At 59.9% G+C, this 19,388-nt stretch carries 14 protein-coding genes and 1 other annotated feature; of the genes, 7 read left to right on the top strand and 7 right to left on the bottom strand.

The window, feature by feature from the left end; translation table 11 throughout:
• Positions 1–329 precede the first annotated feature (329 nt).
• Both EM858_RS18565 and EM858_RS18570 read right to left on the bottom strand, forming a co-directional pair.
• Positions 330–839: a MarR family winged helix-turn-helix transcriptional regulator gene (locus EM858_RS18565; protein ID WP_026363448.1), complete on the bottom strand. Its 510-nt coding sequence runs from the start codon at positions 837–839 to the stop codon at positions 330–332.
• A gap of 234 nt (positions 840–1,073) precedes the next feature.
• Positions 1,074–1,511, bottom strand: coding sequence for a DUF6163 family protein (locus tag EM858_RS18570; protein WP_003496683.1), 438 nt, complete (start codon positions 1,509–1,511; stop codon positions 1,074–1,076).
• Positions 1,512–1,685: 174 nt separating this feature from the next.
• On the opposite strand from EM858_RS18570, the gene hemB reads away from it, so the two are divergent.
• From hemB to EM858_RS18590, 3 genes are all read left to right on the top strand, one after another.
• Entirely contained in the window at positions 1,686–2,699 is a 1,014-nt protein-coding gene (gene hemB / locus EM858_RS18575; RefSeq protein ID WP_127757571.1) for a porphobilinogen synthase, read from the top strand.
• 97 nt (positions 2,700–2,796) lie between these two features.
• On the top strand, positions 2,797–3,255 hold the full coding sequence (locus EM858_RS18580; RefSeq protein ID WP_035217820.1) for an RDD family protein: 459 nt from the start codon (positions 2,797–2,799) through the stop codon (positions 3,253–3,255).
• A gap of 178 nt (positions 3,256–3,433) precedes the next feature.
• Entirely contained in the window at positions 3,434–4,192 is a 759-nt protein-coding gene (locus EM858_RS18590; protein WP_127757572.1) for an arginyltransferase, read from the top strand.
• 377 nt (positions 4,193–4,569) lie between these two features.
• On the opposite strand, the gene parC is transcribed toward EM858_RS18590, so the two are convergent.
• Positions 4,570–6,822, bottom strand: a complete 2,253-nt coding sequence (gene parC, locus EM858_RS18600) for a DNA topoisomerase IV subunit A (RefSeq protein ID WP_127757573.1) — start codon at positions 6,820–6,822, stop codon at positions 4,570–4,572.
• A 229-nt stretch (positions 6,823–7,051) separates the two neighbouring features.
• Here parC and EM858_RS18605 point away from each other — a divergent pair, with 229 nt between their 5' ends.
• Positions 7,052–8,242: a hypothetical protein gene (locus EM858_RS18605; protein ID WP_127757574.1), complete on the top strand. Its 1,191-nt coding sequence runs from the start codon at positions 7,052–7,054 to the stop codon at positions 8,240–8,242.
• Positions 8,243–8,284: 42 nt separating this feature from the next.
• Here the strand turns inward: EM858_RS18605 and EM858_RS18610 are convergent, their stop codons facing one another.
• The 4 genes from EM858_RS18610 to aspS form a co-directional block, all read right to left on the bottom strand.
• A complete protein-coding gene (locus tag EM858_RS18610) occupies positions 8,285–9,766 on the bottom strand; it encodes a SulP family inorganic anion transporter (protein ID WP_127757575.1) in 1,482 nt (493 codons plus the stop codon).
• A gap of 74 nt (positions 9,767–9,840) precedes the next feature.
• Positions 9,841–9,896 (bottom strand) — a sequence feature (sul1 is cis-regulatory element that is thought to sense ions involved in sulfur or methionine metabolism; They are found in Alphaproteobacteria).
• A 78-nt stretch (positions 9,897–9,974) separates the two neighbouring features.
• On the bottom strand, positions 9,975–12,080 hold the full coding sequence (locus tag EM858_RS18615) for a HAMP domain-containing methyl-accepting chemotaxis protein (protein ID WP_127757576.1): 2,106 nt from the start codon (positions 12,078–12,080) through the stop codon (positions 9,975–9,977).
• Between the two features lie 315 nt (positions 12,081–12,395).
• Positions 12,396–13,841: a cell envelope integrity protein CreD gene (creD, locus tag EM858_RS18620; RefSeq protein ID WP_127757577.1), complete on the bottom strand. Its 1,446-nt coding sequence runs from the start codon at positions 13,839–13,841 to the stop codon at positions 12,396–12,398.
• Positions 13,842–14,096: 255 nt separating this feature from the next.
• Positions 14,097–15,884, bottom strand: a complete 1,788-nt coding sequence (gene aspS, locus EM858_RS18625; RefSeq protein ID WP_127757578.1) for an aspartate--tRNA ligase — start codon at positions 15,882–15,884, stop codon at positions 14,097–14,099.
• A 191-nt stretch (positions 15,885–16,075) separates the two neighbouring features.
• Here aspS and EM858_RS18630 point away from each other — a divergent pair, with 191 nt between their 5' ends.
• The 3 genes from EM858_RS18630 to EM858_RS18640 all read left to right on the top strand — a co-directional run bounded on the left by EM858_RS18630 (position 16,076) and on the right by EM858_RS18640 (position 19,278).
• Positions 16,076–17,347, top strand: coding sequence for an MFS transporter (locus EM858_RS18630; RefSeq protein ID WP_127757579.1), 1,272 nt, complete (start codon positions 16,076–16,078; stop codon positions 17,345–17,347).
• 82 nt (positions 17,348–17,429) lie between these two features.
• Positions 17,430–18,590 (top strand): ribonuclease D, encoded by a 1,161-nt coding sequence (gene rnd / locus EM858_RS18635; protein ID WP_065654050.1) that lies wholly within the window; start codon positions 17,430–17,432, stop codon positions 18,588–18,590.
• Positions 18,591–18,672: 82 nt separating this feature from the next.
• A complete protein-coding gene (locus EM858_RS18640; RefSeq protein ID WP_164865478.1) occupies positions 18,673–19,278 on the top strand; it encodes a hypothetical protein in 606 nt (201 codons plus the stop codon).
• Positions 19,279–19,388: the final 110 nt, after the last annotated feature.

A 19,388-nucleotide genomic window follows, 5' to 3' on the forward strand; every position in this document is an offset into this window, starting at 1 on the left:
TGCCTAAATCAATATGATTAACAAACACATACAACGTGTCTGCCGGCTGGTAATACTCAACACCCATCCATTGGGCGCCATTGTCTGGCAGAACGGTCGGGACTTGCCGCGACAGCAGGAGAAACAGCCGGCTCCTTCACCCTTGCCGGTCCCATATCAATATGGCCGATTCGTGTCACGGGCCTCACCTCACGAAGCTTTGTTCGCCTGAGAAACAGGGCGAAGGCTCGAAGAAGGGCTGGGCTTGACAGGCAAAAACGCCCGGCGCGGAATCCGCAAGCCGGGAGCAAAAACATGCCCCCGGCTTAAACAGTGAAACCGTCGCGCTATTACAGGCGGTAAGCGATCGAGTCGTTCCAGAAGCGATCGAGGCGCTGCAGCAGCTTGTTCATTTCGGAGAACTCGCCGGTGCCGATGCCGCCGACCTTTTCGATCGAGCCGACGTGGCGTTCATAAAGGCGGGCAACCGTTTCGGCGATTTCCTGGCCCTTTTCCGTCAGGCTGATGCGGACCGAGCGGCGGTCGACACGCGAGCGCTGGTGGTTGATGAGACCGAGATCGACCAGCTTCTTGACGTTATAAGAGACGTTCGAGCCGAGGTAATAACCACGCGAACGAAGCTCGCCGGCCGTCAGTTCGGAATTGCCGATGTTGAACAGCAGCAGGGCCTGAACTGCGTTGACGTCATCGCGACCCTGACGGTCGAACTCATCCTTGATGACATCGAGGAGGCGGCGGTGGAGACGTTCCACCAGGTGCAGCGACTCCATGTAGAGCGAGCGGATGGTATCTTCATGTGCATCGGCAACAACGGCCTGGGGCTTAACTTTGCTATTGATCATGACTGCCTCACTGTTTTGTTTGGCGGTGTGTTTGTTTGTCTCCCGCCTTGAGTGAGAACCTAATCAATGCGCATAAAATTCTACTTAAAAGCTACGATTAACAAATGGTTACCTGCATTTTCCCCGGGGGGCCCAACTTGTGGCGAAGCGGGAATGGCCCAAGGCCATCTATTACAAATCAATGACTTAGCCATGAAATGCGGCCCAAAACCAGGCCGAATTGCTTTATTCTTATGGTAAATCAATTCTTGCGCGTTCTTCATTCTGGCGCTGATCCAGCCAGAAAGCGACCAGGAATAGTATATAAATGGTTGCCACAAGGCCGTGCATGACGGGCACCAGCGTGTTGGCGCCGAAGATATGCGGCCACACCTTATACATGGCGATCTGCGCACCTGCGCCCATGACCCACATGACCGCGCCCCAGGAGGCCCCGAGCCAGAGGCCGAGTGCCGCGACAGGGAAAATAACGGCCAGCGCGCTGCCGGCCACGCGCCAGGGCAGGTTCAGCATATCGAAACGCCCATGGCCCCCAAGCGAATAGCCCGTCAGCATCGCCCAATATTGCAGGCCGAACCAGAAACAGGAAACCGCGACCAGCCTCATGAAGACCAGAAAGAGGATTTCCGTTAGCGGGCGTTTCGGCAGAGGTTGAGAATCAGGTTCCATGGCCGGAAGATACGGTCTCGACGAACGGGCGACCAGCCCATATTGAATCCCGCCGCCTGCCTTGTCAAAGCATCATCGTCATCGCAGGACGCCAATGAGGGAAGATTGTCGCATTCGCATGGGCCAAGCTTCATGCTATGCAGCTTTCCAAATTTGATCGAAGGACATTCTTACATGCAGGACAAAACGCATCTGGTCGACGAGATCACCGGCCATCGCCGCATGCGGCGCAATCGCAAGGCGGATTGGACGCGCCGTCTGGTGCAGGAAAGCCGCCTCACCGTCGACGATCTCATCTGGCCGGTCTTCATCGTGCCGGGCAGCAATATTCTCGATCCCATTCCGGCGATGCCGGGCGTCAACCGGATGAGCGTCGACAAACTGGTCGAAGCCGCGAAAGAGGCCGCCGATCTCGGCATTCCGGCAATCGCGACCTTCCCGAACATCGAAATGGAGTTGCGCGACGAGACCGGTTCCAACGCGCTCGAGGCGAATAATCTCATTAATCAGGCAACCATCGCCGTCAAGAAAGCCGTTCCAAATATCGGCATGATCACCGATGTCGCGCTCGATCCCTTCACCAGCCACGGCCATGACGGCATTCTGCGCGGCGACGAGATCGTCAATGACGAGACTGTGGAACAGATTATCAAGGCCGCGATCCTTCAGGCGGAAGCGGGATCGGACATTATTTCTCCATCGGAAATGATGGATGGCCGTATCGGCGCCATCCGTCGCGGTCTCGATGCCGCCGGGCACCAGAATGTCGGCATCATGTCCTATGCGACGAAATTCTCTTCCGGCTATTACGGTCCCTATCGCGAGGCCATCTCCACGGCCGGCCTGCTGAAGGGCGACAAGAACAGCTATTACATCAGCCCTGCCAACGGCATGGAAGCGATCCGCGATGCCGCCCTCGACGTGGAAGAAGGTGCGGATATGCTGATGGTCAAGCCCGGCCTGCCCTATCTCGACATCTGCTGGCGGCTGAAGGAGAATTTCGGCCTGCCGACCTTCGCCTATCAGGTGTCTGGCGAATATACCCAGATCAAGGCTGCCGCCATGAATGGCTGGATCGATGGTGAGCGAGTGATGATGGAAACGCTTCTCTGTTTCAAGCGCGCGGGCTGCGATGGCGTTCTGACCTATTTCGCCATCGATGCCGCACGCAAACTCGCAAAGGGCTGACGCCCGCACTTATTGTATTCGGTCGTTTTCTTCCCATATTGTCTGCTGACACGGCACTCATGCCGCGCTGTCATACCCTCTCAGGAGAAAACGACCGATGAGCCTCGACCAGAACCCCACTTATGCCGCACCGGATGACTGGCGCGCCTATAGCGGCGTCCTGAGCCGGCGGGTCTTCGCATTCCTGATCGATTATGCGATCGTTCTCCTGCTGTGTATCCCGGCCGCGGTCATCGTTTTCTTTCTTGGCGTGATTACCCTCGGCCTTGGCTTCTTCCTCTATCCGGCGCTGTTCGTCATCGTTGCGGTGCTTTATTTCGGCATGACGCTCGGCGGCCCTTCGCAGGCGACCCCCGGCATGCGGGCGATGGGGATCGCCATGGCGCGTATGGACGGGCGACGAATCGATTTCCTGCTGTCGACCGTTCACATCGTGCTTTTCTGGGTCATCAACTCGGTTTTGACGCCGCTGATCCTGCTTGCAGGCCTGTTTACCGAGCGTTCGCGCCTCGTTCACGACTTCCTGCTCGGCACCGTCATCGTCAGAACGCGCTGATATTGCGGAAAGCCACGCAAACGTGGCTTTCAAACCCCGCAAATGCCGCATCTCGCAGTTGACGTTTTCCGGCATTTTGCCATTCTGTGACATTATGCATGTCGCTTGAAGCGCCGCCGCCAACCCCGTGAAATCGCGGCGCGCTTTCATAACAGACGCAGGAGGCGATCACGGTTCGATGAACACGCAGGCGACGCCCTCTCCCCAATTCTATCTTACGGCGCCGGCCACCTGCCCCTATCTGCCGAACCAGATGGAGCGGAAGGTCTTCACCCATCTGGTCGGCCCGCGCGCTTCGGAAATGAACGATCTTCTGACCCAGGGCGGCTTCAGGCGCTCGCAGAACATCGCCTATCGCCCGGCCTGCGAAAACTGCCGCGCCTGCGTCTCCGTGCGCATCCTGACCGAACAGTTCCAGCCGACGAAATCGATGCGGCGCGTTCTTGCCGCCAACAGGGATGTCGTCGCCACCGTTCACGCCGCCGAGCCCTCCACCGAACAATTCGCCCTGTTTCGCCGCTATCTCGACCACCGCCACCAGTCTGGCGGCATGTCCGACATGTCGGCGCTGGATTATGCGATCATGGTGGAAGACACGCATGTGAACACCCGCATCATCGAATATCGCGTGCGCGAGCCCGGCTCCGGCATCGATTCCAGCAAGCGTGGCGAACTTCTGGCCGTGGCGCTCAGCGACGTGATGAGCGACGGCCTCTCGATGGTCTATTCCTTCTTCAATCCCGATCTGGAAAAACGCTCGCTCGGCACCTTCATGATCATCGACCACATCAGCCGCACCCGCGCGCTTGGCCTGCCGCATGTCTATCTCGGCTACTGGGTCGATGGTTCGGAAAAGATGGGTTACAAGACCCGCTACCATCCGCAGGAACATCTGACACCGCGCGGGTGGGAAGTTTATACGCCGGAAGAAAAGTAACGGTTGGTCCAACCGTCAAAATCGCATGCTAAACTCCAATCAAACTTGGAGTATTTCAGATGAAATCAACCATTTGCGAGATCGGTGAAGAGGCAGGCGTTGTAATCCCGAAGGATATGCTTGAACGGCTTGGCTGGAAGATTGGCGACGTTCTCAGCTTAGGAACTGACGGCACCGTACTTGAATTGCGAACTGCTGAGAGCCCGAACGAAGAAGCAACAGGTGACTTTGATCGTCAGCTGGAACATGCACGGCAAGCGATGCGCAAGTACCACTGCTTTAAAAGCGCTCGCGAAGTCATAAGCACTCGATGGTTTGATTGCCCAACACATGAGATTGAAAACGTCCCGGGACAGCCCCGGGACGACATTCAAATATCAGCCGCCAAATTTCCCGCTACGCGGAAAGCCCTTCGGCACGGTGCGGCCCGCCGTTGCGCGGTCGGCAAGCCATTCGCGCAGTTCTTCACCCACCTTGTTGAAGAGACGCCCGGCCGTGTCGGACCATGACAAGCCTTCGGCAAGCGCGAAACATTTGACGTCGACGACGCCGCCATCCTTGTAGCGCTGCAGGCGCACGCCCTTGCCGCGCGACATTTCCGGCACCTGCGAAAGCGGGAAGGCCAGGAGCTTGCGGTTTTCGCCGACGACAGCGACATGGTCGCCCGTGACCGGCACGGCGAGCTTGGCTTCATCCGGCATCGAGACATTCATGATCTGCTTGCCCTTGCGGGTATTCGCGACCATTTCGCTCTCGGGTACGATGAAACCGTTGCCGGCCGTGGAGACGAGCAGCAGCTTGCGCGACGGATCGTGTACGAAGGCGGTCAGGATGTCCTGATCGTTCTCCATGTCGACCATGATGCGGATCGGCTCGCCATGGCCGCGCCCGCCCGGCAGCTTGTCGGCGCCAAGCGTATAGGCCTTGCCGCCTGTCGTCAGCAGCAGCAGCTTGTCGGTCGTCTGCGCCGGGAAAGCGAGTTTCGGTCCGTCGCCTTCCTTGAAGGTGAGCGACGAGGTGTCGGACATGTGCCCCTTCAACGCCCTGATCCAGCCCTTCTGCGAGATGACGATGGTGACCGGTTCCTTTTCGATCATCGCCTGCTGGATGGCCTCGATATCGGCATCCGGCGCATCCGCGAATTGCGTGCGGCGGCGGCCGATTTCGGTTGCCTTGGCATATTTCTTTTTGACCTCGCCGATTTCCCAGGCGACGGTTTGCCACTGCTTCTCATCGGAAGCGAGCAGCGCCTCGATCTCGGCCTTCTCATTGCTGAGGTCGTCGAACTCCTTGCGGATTTCGAACTCCTCAAGCTTGCGCAGGTTGCGCAGCCGCATGTTGAGGATGGCTTCGGCCTGATTGTCGGTGAGCGACCACTTGGCCATCATCACCTGTTTCGGCTCATCCTCTTCGCGGATGATGCGGATGACCTCATCGAGATTGAGATAGGCGACGAGCAGGCCGCCCAGAATTTCCAGCCTGCGGTCGATGGCGGCCAGACGATGGCGGGAACGGCGGACCAGCACATCCTTGCGGTGCGCCAGCCATTCGCTCAGCACCTCGTTCAGCGCCATCACCTTCGGCACCTTGCCGAGCGACAACACGTTCATGTTGAGCGGCAGGCGGCTTTCGAGGTCGGACAGGCGGAACAGCGATTCCATCAGCAGCGTCGCATCGACGGTGCGGCTCTTCGGCACCAGCACGATGCGCACGTCTTCGGCCGATTCATCGCGAATATCCTCGAGAAGCGGCAGCTTGCGGGCAATCAGCAACTCGGCGATCTTCTCGATCAGGCGCGATTTCTGCACCTGGAAAGGAATTTCGGTGATGACGATCTGGTAACCGCCGCGGCCGAGATCTTCCGTTTCCCATTTGGCGCGCACGCGGAAACCGCCACGACCGGTCTTGTAGGCATCGAGAATATTCTCGCGGCTTTCGACAATCACGCCGCCGGTCGGAAGGTCGGGGCCGGGAATGAATTCCACCAGCTTTTCCACCGTCGCATCGGGGTGCTTGATGAGGTAAAGCGCCGCATCGCAAAGTTCGTGGGCATTGTGGGGCGGGATCGATGTCGCCATGCCGACGGCAATGCCGGAGGCGCCATTGGCGAGCAGGTTCGGGAAAGCGCCCGGCAGGACGACCGGTTCCTCGTCTTCCTCGTTATAGGTGGCGCGGAAATCCACCGCATCCTCGCCGATGCCCTCGAGCAGCAACGCCGCAACCTCGGTCATGCGCGCTTCGGTGTAACGATAGGCGGCAGCGCCGTCGCCGTCGATGTTGCCGAAATTGCCCTGCCCGTCGACAATCGGATAACGCTGCGAGAAATCCTGCGCGAGACGCACCAGCGCGTCATAGACGGACTGGTCGCCATGCGGGTGGAATTTACCGATCACGTCACCGACGATACGGGCGCATTTCTTGAAAGCCGAGTTGGGGCGGATGCCCATTTCGCTCATGGCGTGAATGATGCGGCGGTGAACCGGCTTCAGGCCGTCGCGCACATCCGGCAGCGCACGATGCATGATCGTGGACAAGGCGTAAGCGAGGTAGCGCTCTTCAAGCGCCGCCTTCAAATCGACCGGATGAATGTTATCGTCTCCGCCGGACGGAGGTACAAGATTTTTTCCCATGGTGCTTGACTAGCGGAAATGCCGATTCCCGGCAAGAAATTCGGGGGTCGCACCTGTGGATGAAAGCAACCCTTTCATGCGATTTTTTGTTAACCGCGTTGCAAATGCCGCAATGCCGCCGTCATGGGAATCGATCTAAATCCTATAGACCTTTGAATAATCGCGAATATAAGTATCAGCATTCGAATTCGAACACGGTGCACAGCCGTACGTTGAGGGAAGAAACATCATGAGACTGAAATCCACCCGGCAGGTTCTTTTCGCGAGCGCCGCGCTTCTTACGCTTTCCGCGCCGGCTTTCGCGCTGGATGGCGGGGATGTGCTGAAGAAGATCAATGCGGCTTATGCCGCACAGGGCGGCGAGATCGCTGCCGGTTCCGTCGCCGTCAACGGCTCGACAGTGACCCTGAACAGCGTGACCTTCAACGCAGTCGCCGATCCGGCCAAGAAGATCCCGGTCGGTAATGTGACGCTCGAAGGCGTCGAGGAAAACAACGGCGGCTACAAGATCAAGAACGCCCGCTTCGACAATATCGATTACAAACAGGAAAACGTGGAGATCAAGGCAAGCGACATCTACATGTCCGGCCTCGTCATTCCCGCAGACTCCACCACCGGCACCGTCGATGCGCTGATGTTCTACGACGAAGCACATAGCGGCCCGGTTTCCGTTTCCATCGACGGCAAGCCGGCTTTCTCGCTCGAAGAAAGCACCGCAACCATGTCCGTCAGCGACGACAAGGCCTCGATCGGCTTCGAACTCGACGCATCCGGTTTCAAGGCCGATCTCAGCGAAGTGACCGATCCGGGCACGAAGGACGCGATCGAAAAGCTGAAGCTGCAGGCGCTTTCCGGCGACATGACCATGAGCGGCAGCTGGGAAGTGGCCTCCGGTACTATCGATGTTGAAGAATATGCCATCGACCTCGATGATGTCGGCCGCCTGAACATGTCGTTCGGTTTCTCCGGCTACACGCTCGACTTCATCAAGTCGATGCAGGAGACGGTGAAGGCGCAGGCCGCCAATCCGAACAAGGAACAGGCGGATCAGGCGGCAAGCCTTGCCATGCTCGGCCTGATGCAGCAGCTCTCCTTCATCAACGCCGAGATCAGCTTCGAAGACGCCAGCATCACCAAGCGCGCCATCGACTATGCGGCAAGCCAGCAGGGCATGACGGGCGATCAGCTTGCCCAGACCATCAAGGGCATGGCCCCGATCATGATGGCCTCGCTCAACGTGCCGGAACTGCAGAACATGGTGTCGGCGGCCGTCAACGCCTATATCGACAATCCGAAGAACTTCTCGATCACGGCGGAGCCGGAAAAGCCGGTTCCGTTCCCGATGATCATGGGCGCTGCGATGGGCGCGCCGAACACCCTGCCGAAAATGCTCGGTGTGACGGTGACGGCAAACGAATAAAACTAAAAAAGCCCCGGTCATGCCGGGGCTTTTCTTTTGCGCTCAGTGCAGCGGCGCGGCAGCACCATCCTGTTTATCGTGCAGGGCGAAGCGGTCGATCATGTGGGCGCTCGCCTCGTTGACGCCGATCACCTCGACCCGCTTGCCGGCCTTGCGGAATTTCAGGACCACCTTGTCCAGAGCGCCGACCGCGGAAATATCCCACAGATGCGCCTGCGTGACATCGATTGTCACCGCCTCAACCTCCTCGGCGAAATCGAAGGCGGCGATGAAGCTTTCCGTCGAGGCGAAGAAAATCTGGCCATCGACGCGATAAATCCGCTCCCGGCCATCGGCTGAAAGCTCCGGCCGGACATGGAAGAGTTTCGACACCTTGCCTGCAAAAAACACACCGGAGAGAAGGACGCCGGCCAGCACGCCCTTTGCAAGATCGTGGGTGGCAAGCACCGTGCCGACCGTCACCAGCATGACGATGCTGGAGGATGGCGGGTTTCGGCGCAGATCGAGAATGGAGCGCCACGAGAAGGTGCCGATGGAGACCATGATCATCACCGCCACCAGCGCGGCCATGGGAATGATGCGCACAAGATCATCCAGCACCAGAATGAGGAACAGCAGGAACGCGCCCGCGACGAAGGTGGACAAGCGGCCCCGCCCCCCGGAGCTGACATTGATGACGGACTGGCCGATCATGGCGCAGCCGCCCATGCCGCCAATGAGGGCAGAGGCGATGTTGCTCGTCCCCTGCCCGATGCATTCCCGGCTCTTGTTACTTCCCGTATCCGTCATGTCGTCGACGATCTGCGCCGTCAACAGCGATTCCAAAAGACCGACGGCGGCGAGCGCGACGGAATAGGGAAAGATGATCTGCAGCGTCTCGAAGGTCAGCGGCACCTGCGGCAGGGCGAATATCGGCAGTGTTGAGGGCAATTCACCGAGATCGCCGACCGTTCGGATATCCATGCCGGAGAAGACGGCGACACAGGTGAGAACGATGATGGCGACCAGCGGCGACGGAACGATTTTGGTGACCAGCGGGAAGAGATAGATGATCGCAAGACCGGCCGCGATCATGACGTAGGTCTCGACCGGCACGCCGATCAGTTCGGGCAATTGCGCCATGAAGATCAGGATCGCCAGCGCATTGACGAAGCCGGTCATGACCGAGCGCGAGACGAAGCGCATCACCCGGCCGAGTTTCACAAGGCCCGCCAGAATTTGCAGCACGCCCATGAGAATGGTGGCGGCGAATAGATATTGCAGCCCGTGTTCCTTGACGAGCGTAACCATCAGGACGGCGGTGGCGGCGGTTGCCGCCGAGATCATGCCGGGTCTGCCGCCGGTGAAGGCGGAAACGCAGGCGATGGCGAAGGAGGCAAACAATCCCACCTTCGGATCGACGCCGGCGATGACGGAAAAGCCGATGGCTTCGGGAATGAGGGCGAGCGCCACGACGATGCCGGAAAGGAGATCGCCGCGAATATTGGAAAACCACTCACGTCTGTAAGTCTGAAATCTGTTCATTTGATTTTTTCGCAAAGAATGACGCACCGGCCGGAGCCAGGTCCGGTAGATTGAAATGAAATGTCGGTGCTTTGCGTTGTCTGGCGGATCGGCGGCCAGAAGAGCCACCCGGAATTTCACCGGGTCCGTGGTGAGTAACTCACCTATAAACAGCAAAAAAGCGGGCCGCAAGTTGCGCGCCCGCTTTCGATGTCTGCGATCGTATGCCTCAGGCCGCTTCGCGCCCGCCATATTCCAGCATTTCCGCATCACCCAGACGGAATTGATGGACCAGTTGCTTGAGACGCGCCGTCTCGCCCGCCAGCATGGCGCTGGCGGCATTGTTTTCCTCGACCATGGCGGCGTTCTGCTGCGTGCCCTGATCGAGATGATTGACCGCGGTGTTGATCTCGGAGAGCCCCAGCGACTGCTCGTTCGTCGCGGCGGCGATGGCTTCGATATGGTCGTTGATCGTCTTCACCGAGCCGCCGATGCGCGACAGGGCCGCGCCGGTTTCCCGCACGAAGCGCGCGCCGTCCTTCACCTCTGTACCGGAGGCATGGATAAGCAGCTTGATTTCGGCGGCGGCCTTCGCGGAGCGCTGCGCCAGCTCCCTGACCTCCTGCGCAACGACGGCGAAACCGCGCCCCGCCTGGCCTGCGCGCGCCGCCTCCACGCCGGCATTGAGCGCAAGAAGGTTGGTCTGGAAGGCAATCTCGTCGATGACGCCGATGATATTGCCGATCCGGCCTGACGATTGCTCGATCTTTTCCATTGCCATGATCGTATCGACAACGAGGTCGGCCGTGCGGTTGGCGTCCTCGTCGGCCGAATGGGCGACCGCACGGGCTTCCACCGCACGCTCCGCCGATATGCGGATATTCGCCGTCAGCTCATCCAGCGCGGCGGCGGTTTCCTCCAGCGAGGCGGCCTGCTGCTCGGTGCGGCGGGCGAGATCGGCGGCACTCTGGCTGATTTCCTGACTGCCGCCATCGATGGCCACGCTCGACTGCACGACGCCGGACATGGCGGCATCGAGCTGGCGGATCGTCCGGTTGAGATCGTGACGCAGGGGTTCGAAATCCGGGGCGAAAGGCTCGTTCAGTTCGAAAGAGAGATCGCCGTCTGCAAGGCGGCGAAGTGCGGCCGCAAGGCCGGTCGTCGCCTGCATCAGCCTTGCCTGCGCTTCGGTTTCCGCCTCGCGCTGGAATCGCGCCTTTTCGGCTTCGGCCTGCTGCCGGGCTGCGAGCGCCTGCGTCTCCAGTTCGATTTTTGCGATGGCCGCCTGCCGGAAGATTTCCAGTGCATGGGCCATGGCGCCGAATTCGTCCCGGCGGTGCAGACCGGGAACGGCGAATTCCGTTTCGCCCTCGGCCAGACGGCGCATCGCTCCGGTAATCGCGGTCGCTGGGCGGGTTATCGAACGGCCGATGAAATAGACCCCGGCAAAAAGGCTCGCGACGGTGAGCGCGATAAGGGCGACGACAATCGAAACCGTTCTATCCGCCGCAGCGCTGTTCTCGAGAGCGCTTGCCTCCCGCTCCTGCCGGTAAATGGTGGAAATCTCTGCGACGACGGGCAGCAGCGCATTATAGGCGGAGGCGACGGTTTCGCGCGCCTTCTCCTCCTCCAGCACGGCCTGAGCATAAAAGCGGAAGGAGGCGGTATATATTTCCAGTGCATCCATGATGCGCTGACGCTCCGCGCCCGGCCGATATTCCAGCTTCACCAGCGCCTTGAAGGTCTCTACCTCGGCGGCATGTTTTGCGACATAGGCCCCATCCCGCCGCAGGATGAAATCCTTTTCGTGCCGGCGCATCATCAGCATGCTGGCGCGGATTTCGGCATTGGCGACGACGTCGATGAGTTTTTCGATGGAATGCACGCCATTGCGCATGGCGCCCTCAAGGCCCTCGGCAGGCGTGAGACCCAGTTCCGCGTTCTTGGCGACCAGCGCCTTCATGCGATCGCCATAGGCAACGACACCCTGCGCGAGCGCCTCGAGTTTCGCACGCGTCTGCGGTGCGGCACCGCTGTCAAGGGAAGCGACGGATTGCTCGACCTTCCCCATCGTCTGGTCGAACTGCGCGACGGAATTCATATCTCTCGACAGCAGGAAATCCTTCTGGTTCAGGCGGCTTTCATACAGGGCATCCACCAGTGTGGTCAACACGCCGTCCCTCTGGATCAATGCATCTTCAGCGACGCGATAACGCGCCTCCATCTGTCTTTGCCAGAGCAGCATGCCCGCGATGACGGCGATACCGCACAGCGCGGCCAGCGCCAGCATGGACACGCGATGCGCTATTTTGAACGTCGAGACCAGCGAAAACATTCAACCCTCGTTTGTGAAATTTCATGAGGGCGATGAATGATCGACAAGACTTAAGAAGTCCTCTACCGGATTTGTCAGTTCGATTAAGTTTTTATGACAATCCACAGATCAAATGGAAGAGGCTTACGGCACCTGCAAGCAACAGGGCCTGCACGAGCAAGATGTCTGCAATAGAAAAGAACGGATAAGAGACGGGAAAGCGGTGCTTTCCCGTCTCACCCCATTTCCCCCCCGTTCTTCACGCCGGATGCCGAGCCGGATAAGGAAAAGCCGGCGTTTTGGCCGTCCGGACGGTCCCTTCGGCGCGAACGGAAACTATGCCGTATTGTCCGAGCTATTGCCTGCGCGTGAGGATCCGGTGCCCGACCAGTCCACCTGCCTGGTGGCGTACATTGTTGCTGCAATGGCAATGAAGGAAATCACCGCACCGGCCAGCAGCGCATATTCATCTTCATTCAAAACCAGATACATGACGCCATAGGCGACCGCCAGAACCGTAAACAGCGCTACGCCACTTCTGCGACTATTGGTTGCGCTTCCGAGATAGGAGGCGATCAGCGCCGCCGTCGACATCGATGCCGCGGCATAGGCGATCGTAAAGCCCGTATGCTCGGAGAGTGCAAGCAGCAGAACATAGAATATGACCAGGGCCAGCCCCGTCAGCACGTATTGTATCCAGTGCACGACATTGCCGCCCTTGAGTTCGACGATGAAGACGGCGAGGAAAACCAGCGAGATAAAACCGATCGAATATTTCAGCGTCCGCGCAATGATCTGGTAGAACTTGACGGGTTCGACGAGATTGATCGTCATCAGGCTGCCCGACAGCGGCAGGCGCGTACCCTCCACCACGCGATCTATGCCCCTTGCTAGATAGGGAATTGTCCAGCTCGCCTTGAAATCCGTGGCGGTGACAGTCTTTTGCTCGGGCAGGAACAGGCCTTCGAAGCCCGGATGCGGCCAATCGGCGTTTGCTGCAAAACTCGTCGTCTGGCCCGCCGGCGCAACGGCGAAACTGCCCGAGCCATTCAGGGAAAAGGCGATGTCGAAGGCGAAGCCCGTTTCGATGAGGTTTTTCTCAATAGGCCTGTGCACACCGGCGTCGGACCGGATCGATATCTCCGGACCCGCGCGGTTGGTCATGACCGAAATATCACGCATGCCGGGGTCAAAAGGCAGAACCGGGCCGCCATCGATTTTGACGCCGGCGCTGGAGCGGATGCCGGTAATATCCTGTATGCTGAGGACGAGAATGGCGTTGTCCAGTCGCGGCGTGCCGGAAAAGCGCGCGAGGTCCTGCAGGATGCCGGAACCGAAGCGGCCTTTCAGCGCGATGTTGCCGTTATAGACCGGCAGGCTGTAGATCGACAGTTGCTTCTCCTCCGTCTTCAGGTCGGCCGTGACATCAAGCGTTTCCGGCATGACCAGCACCCACTCGGTGATGCGGTCGACGATGCTGCGACCGTCCACCTCCCGGCGGCGCTCCACATCGAAGGGCACGGCAAGATAGGGACCGTTCACCACCTGATCGCCGCCCCAGCCATTCGCGATCCGTCCGGAAACCTCTTCCGCCCGCGAGGCACGCTCTTCCGTCAGCCCCCAGACCAGTAGGAGCGGCACGAGCAGAACCATCGATATGAAGCCGATCATCAGGAACTTTGCGCCCGGCGAGCGCAGACTGACAGAGAAATTGCCGCGCGGATGGGCTGGAGGAACCTGCCCGCCCGCCGGGGCAGTATCTTTTCCCGTTTCATGTGCCATTCTGAAATCCTTCTAAATATGATCGCACCGGAACCGAAAGCGAAGTTCGGCCGGCGCTGTCCCAAGTTAAAACCCCTGATAGTCTTGCGTCCCCCAAGTGAACGCGGGACCTATACTGGGATCGGATTTCGGCTGATTATGTGCGGAATTCGGTTCGACTCGCGGTAAAATTGTGGCTTTGCCGCGTTCGTTGTAAAAAACGCAAAGGGCCGGCGTTGCCGCCAGCCCTTTGCTCGAAACCTGAATGGTTCCAGATCAGTCCTTCTTCGACGGAACGACGCGCAGCGCCAGCTCACGAAGCTGGGTCGGCGTTGCCGGCGAAGGCGCGTTCATCAGGAGGTCCTGCGCCTGCTGGTTCATCGGGAACAGCGTGATTTCGCGCAGGTTCTTCGCGCCAACCAGCAGCATGACGACGCGGTCGATGCCGAATGCGCAACCGCCATGCGGAGGCGCGCCGTACTGGAAGGCGCGGTAGAGACCGCCGAAGCGCTCTTCCACGTCCGTTTGGCTGAGGCCCACCTTTTCGAACGCCTTGACCATCAGCTCAGGCGACTGGTTACGGATCGAGCCGGAGGCGATTTCGAAGCCGTTGCAGACCGCGTCATACTGGAACGCCTTGATGGAGAGCGGATCCTGCCCTTCCAGCGCTTCCAGGCCGCCCTGCGGCATGGAGAAGGGGTTGTGGGCGAAGTCGATCTTCTTTTCTTCCTCGTTATATTCGAAGAAGGGGAAATCGACGATCCAGCACATTTCGAAACGGTCGCGGTCGATCAGGTTCAGTTCGTCGGCAGCGCGGGTGCGCGCCTCGCCGGCAAACTTGTAGAACTTGGCGGGATCGCCGGCGACGAAGAAGCAGGCGTCGCCCGCCTCGAGGCCGAGCTGCGTGCGCAGCGCCTCGGTGCGTTCCTCGCCGATGTTCTTGGCGAGCGGACCGGAACCGCCGACCTTGCCGTCCTCTTCCTTCCAGAAGATGTAGCCGAGGCCGGGCTGGCCCTGAGACTGTGCCCATGCGTTCATGCGGTCGCAGAAAGCGCGCGAACCGCCGGTCTTGGCCGGGATGGCCCAGACCTGAACCTTGGGGTTGGAGGCGATCATGTTCGCGAAGACCTTGAAGCCCGAACCGTCGAAATGCTCGGTCACGGCCTGCATGACGATCGGGTTGCGCAGGTCCGGCTTGTCGGAACCATATTTGCGGATCGCCTCGTCATAGGGAATGCGCGGCCACTCTTTGGTGACAGGCTTGCCTTCGGCAAACTTTTCGAACACGGCCGTCATCATCGGCTCCATCGTGGTCCAGACATCTTCCTGGGTCACGAAGCTCATTTCGACGTCGAGCTGGTAGAATTCGCCCGGCAGACGGTCGGCGCGCGGGTCTTCATCGCGGAAGCACGGCGCGATCTGGAAATAACGGTCGAAACCGGCCACCATCAGAAGCTGCTTGTACTGCTGCGGCGCCTGCGGCAGCGCGAAGAACTTGCCTTCATGGATGCGCGACGGCACGAGGAAGTCGCGCGCGCCTTCCGGCGAGGAAGCGGTGAGGATCGGCGTCGTATATTCGGCAAAGCCGGCATCGGCCATGCCGGCGCGCATGGCGGAGATGATCTGCGTGCGCTTGACGATGTTCTTGTGCAGCGTTTCGCGGCGAAGATCGAGGAAGCGGTACTTCAGGCGAACGTCTTCAGGATAGTCGGGCTCGCCGAAGACCGGCAGCGGCAGTTCCTTGGCAACGCCGAGAACCTCGATTTCCTGCGCATAAAGTTCGATCTCGCCGGTCGCCATGCCCTTGTTGACGGTGTCTTCCGAACGCGCCTTGACGAGGCCGTCGATGCGGATGACCCATTCGCCGCGAACCGTCTCGGCAACCTTGAAGGCCGGGCTATCAGGATCGGCGACGACCTGGGTGATGCCGTAATGGTCGCGAAGGTCGATGAAGAGAACGCCGCCATGATCTCGCACGCGATGAACCCAACCGGAAAGGCGAACGGTTTCGCCGACGTCGGACTTGCGGAGAGCGGCACAGGTGTGGCTGCGGTAACGATGCATTTTTTTATCCTGGAACGTGTCGTGGGCCTGATGGAGGCCAGATGGGCGGCACTGTCGAAATTTGCCGGAAAAGCGCATGGCCAGCCTGATTTGTCAAGGCAAAGCACAACAATGTCGCCTTCAGCCTGTCCTTTCCCCTGCCTTCGCTTTAGATAGGGCTAATCCAGCCCGCCAAACCGAGTCGGCCCGCAATGAGCCAGATCAGACCTCTTATCCCGCTTCTCGTCACCGCCGGTATCCTGATCGGCGGCAACGGCCTGCAGGGAACCTATATAGCGCTACGCGGTCTCTCCGAAGGGTTTTCCGCCAGCACCATCGGCCTCATCAGCGCCGCCTACAGCTTCGGTTTCGCGCTTGGCTGCATTTCGGTGACGCGGCTCCTGCGCAGGATCGGCCATATCCGCACCTTCGCCACCATGGCGGCCGTCGCGTCCGCCGCAGCGATCGCCATGCCGCTCCTCATCCATCCCCTGTTCTGGATGCTGATGCGCTTCGTCACCGGCATTGCCGTCGCCTGTCTTTTCGCGGCCATCGAAAGCTGGATCAACGCGCAGGTGACCAACTCCAATCGGGCGCGCACGCTCTCCATCTATCGTTTCGTCGATCTCGGCTCCGTCACGCTTGCGCAATATATCATTCCTGTCGCGGGCATCGACGGACCCGTGGTGTTTTCGCTGATCGCCATGGCGCTGACGCTGTCGCTGGTGCCGATCTCGCTTGCCGACAAATCCAACCCCTCGCCGCCGAAACAGATACCCTTCAATCTCTTCGCGGTGTGGCGCATCTCGCCGCTTGCCGTCGTCGGCTGCGTGGCCGTCGGTCTCAGCATGGCGGCGTTTCGCAATATCGGCCCGATCTATGCCGAACAGATCGGCCTTTCCGTCACCGCCATCGCCACCTTCATGAGCGCCGGCATCATCGGCGGCGTGGTGCTGCAATATCCGCTCGGCGTTTATTCCGACCGCTATGACCGGCGCATCGTCATTCTCGCCACAACGGCCGGCTCGGTCGTCGTCGGCCTGTTCCTCGCCTTCTTCGCCGGAACCGATGAATGGAGCAACATCATCGGCGTCTTCATCTTCGGCGCCTTCGCCCTGCCGCTCTATTCGCTGAGTTCCGCCCATGGCAACGACCATGCCAGGGAAGGCGAACACGCGATGATGTCGGCCGGACTGCTGTTCTTCTGGTCGGTGGGCGCAACCGTCGGTCCGCTGCTCGCCTCCGTGCTGATCGACCAGTTCGGCCCGAAGGCGCTGTTCAGCTATACGGCCGCGATCCAGATGGTTTTCATCGCCTATACCATCTACCGGCTGCAGGTGCGCGAAGCTGTGCCCGTGGAGGAGCGGAACTGGCGGTTCAGCTCGCTTTTGCGCACGTCCGCCTATTTCCAGAAGCTCGCCGCGGCTCCGCCGCCCAAAAAGGATGAACCGGAGCCCCATCCGCCCGAGAAAAACGATCCTTGAGCCTTCAAAAGCGGGCTTTGTATTGACATGCGCCCGGCAAAGGGAAAGTAAGACGGATAATTTTCACGATTGGCCAATAACAATGATTGAAACGACTGCCGCCCTCGCCGAAGCCTGCACGGAACTGGCGAAATCGGAATTCATCACCATCGACACCGAATTTCTGCGGGAAACGACCTTCTGGCCGGAACTCTGCCTCGTGCAGATGGCAAGCCCGACGCTCGAAGTGCTGGTCGATCCGCTGGCGAAGGGTCTCGACCTGACCCCTCTTTTCGAACTGATGGCCAATCCTGCTGTCGTGAAGGTTTTCCACGCGGCGCGACAGGATATCGAGATCATCTACCATCTCGGCGGGCTTATTCCACACCCGATCTTCGACACGCAGGTCGCCGCCATGGTCTGTGGTTTCGGCGATTCGATCTCCTACGACCAGCTGGTGCAGAAGATCAAAAACGTCCAGATCGACAAATCCTCGCGTTTCACCGACTGGAGCCGCCGTCCGCTGACCGAAAAGCAGCTGGATTACGCGCTGGCCGACGTGACCCACCTGCGCGATGTCTATCTCTCGCTGAAAGCCCAGCTCGAGCGCGAAGGCCGCTCGCTGTGGCTGACCGAAGAGATGGATATTCTCGAGTCTCGCGACACCTATGACATGCATCCCGACGATGCCTGGCTCAGGCTGAAATCGCGCCTGCGCAAGCCGACGGAACTTGCGATCCTCAAATTCATCGCCGCCTGGCGCGAGCGCGAGGCACGCTCCCGCAACGTGCCGCGCTCGCGCGTCCTGAAGGACGATGCGATCTTCGAAATCGCCCAGCAGCAGCCGAAGGACGCCGAGGCGCTGTCGCGGCTTCGCACCATTCCCAAGGGCTGGGAGCGCTCCGCCTCCGGCACCGCCATCGTCGAAACGGTGAATGCGGCGCTGGCGCTGCCGAAAGAGGAAATGCCGAAGGCGCCGCGTCACAGCCACGCACCGGAAGGCTCCGGCGCTGCCGTGGAACTTTTGAAAGTTCTGCTGAAGCTGACGGCGGACAAGCACGGCGTCGCCGCCAAGGTCATCGCCAACAGCGACGATCTCGACAAGATCGCCGCCGAGGGCGAAAAGGCGACCGTGGCGGCGCTGACCGGCTGGCGGCGGGAACTCTTCGGCGATGTGGCCCTGAAGCTCATCAATGGCGAAGTCGCGCTGCGCTTTGCCGGCAAGAAGGTCGAGGCGGTGGAGGTTGCGGCAGGCGAGCCGTAACGGCCCGCCGCTTTCCACCCCAATTTTGCCCGCATCGCGTCCCATCTCTTTGCCGGTGGTCGTGCGATTTAAGGGTCTTGCCATGAAACCTGCCCGCATTCCGCTGCTCGCTGCCCTTCTGGCGGCGGCAGGTGTTCTCCCCTCCCTTCCCGCCGGAGCCGCCGAGAACAGGGTCGATCTCCAGGGCGAATGGACGACCGACTGCCTGAAGATCGGCAAGAACGACAGGCACGGCGTCGTCACCCGCATCACCGTTCGCGACAATCGCATGCATGCGGTGTCGCAGCTCTATGCCCAAAACGGCTGCCAGCAGCCGACGCTGCAGGTGCGGTATGAAGGCACGCTGGATGGCGGCCTGAAAGATCAAGACAGCCTGCTCTTTGCCCATACCGTCACCGCGATCACCATGACGCCGAATGACGGCGACGTCGTCGACCGCTATAATCGCGACCCGAAAGGCATGGGCTGCGGCCTGAGCGGCTGGAAGGAGAACATTCCCTTCGACGTTGACGGCCGCACCTGCGCCGCCATCACCTTCGCCCGCAAGGGAGAAACCCTGTTCGACCGGGCCTGGATCGACGGCAACCGGCTGCGTTTTGCCGCCTTCCCCGTCAAATGGTCGAACCGCTCGCCGGACGACCGGCCGCAATCCCCGCTTGAAACCGTCTATTACAGAACATCCTATTAGACGTAGAACGGCGGCAAAGCCGATTTTGCGGCAACGGCGCAACAGCCTTACCAATCCTTCATGCAACCTTACCGATTGGTCACTTTTTGCGGCGCTTTTTCCACATTAAT

The organism is Agrobacterium sp. CNPSo 2736 (genome assembly GCF_004005385.1).
Taxonomy (GTDB): domain Bacteria; phylum Pseudomonadota; class Alphaproteobacteria; order Rhizobiales; family Rhizobiaceae; genus Agrobacterium; species Agrobacterium leguminum.

What these genes read in the sequence shown, in the direction of transcription:
- EM858_RS18580 (WP_035217820.1), top strand. Translation starts at nt 2,797, where the DNA reads ATGAGCCTCGACCAGAACCCCACTTATGCCGCACCGGATGACTGGCGC.
- parC (WP_127757573.1), bottom strand. Translation starts at nt 6,822, where the DNA reads ATGGGAAAAAATCTTGTACCTCCGTCCGGCGGAGACGATAACATTCAT.
- aspS (WP_127757578.1), bottom strand. Translation starts at nt 15,884, where the DNA reads ATGCATCGTTACCGCAGCCACACCTGTGCCGCTCTCCGCAAGTCCGAC.
- rnd (WP_065654050.1), top strand. Translation starts at nt 17,430, where the DNA reads ATGATTGAAACGACTGCCGCCCTCGCCGAAGCCTGCACGGAACTGGCG.
- EM858_RS18640 (WP_164865478.1), top strand. Translation starts at nt 18,673, where the DNA reads ATGAAACCTGCCCGCATTCCGCTGCTCGCTGCCCTTCTGGCGGCGGCA.
- EM858_RS18630 (WP_127757579.1), top strand. Translation starts at nt 16,076, where the DNA reads ATGAGCCAGATCAGACCTCTTATCCCGCTTCTCGTCACCGCCGGTATC.
- EM858_RS18570 (WP_003496683.1), bottom strand. Translation starts at nt 1,511, where the DNA reads ATGGAACCTGATTCTCAACCTCTGCCGAAACGCCCGCTAACGGAAATC.
- EM858_RS18615 (WP_127757576.1), bottom strand. Translation starts at nt 12,080, where the DNA reads ATGTTTTCGCTGGTCTCGACGTTCAAAATAGCGCATCGCGTGTCCATG.
- EM858_RS18605 (WP_127757574.1), top strand. Translation starts at nt 7,052, where the DNA reads ATGAGACTGAAATCCACCCGGCAGGTTCTTTTCGCGAGCGCCGCGCTT.
- hemB (WP_127757571.1), top strand. Translation starts at nt 1,686, where the DNA reads ATGCAGGACAAAACGCATCTGGTCGACGAGATCACCGGCCATCGCCGC.
- EM858_RS18610 (WP_127757575.1), bottom strand. Translation starts at nt 9,766, where the DNA reads ATGAACAGATTTCAGACTTACAGACGTGAGTGGTTTTCCAATATTCGC.
- creD (WP_127757577.1), bottom strand. Translation starts at nt 13,841, where the DNA reads ATGGCACATGAAACGGGAAAAGATACTGCCCCGGCGGGCGGGCAGGTT.
- EM858_RS18590 (WP_127757572.1), top strand. Translation starts at nt 3,434, where the DNA reads ATGAACACGCAGGCGACGCCCTCTCCCCAATTCTATCTTACGGCGCCG.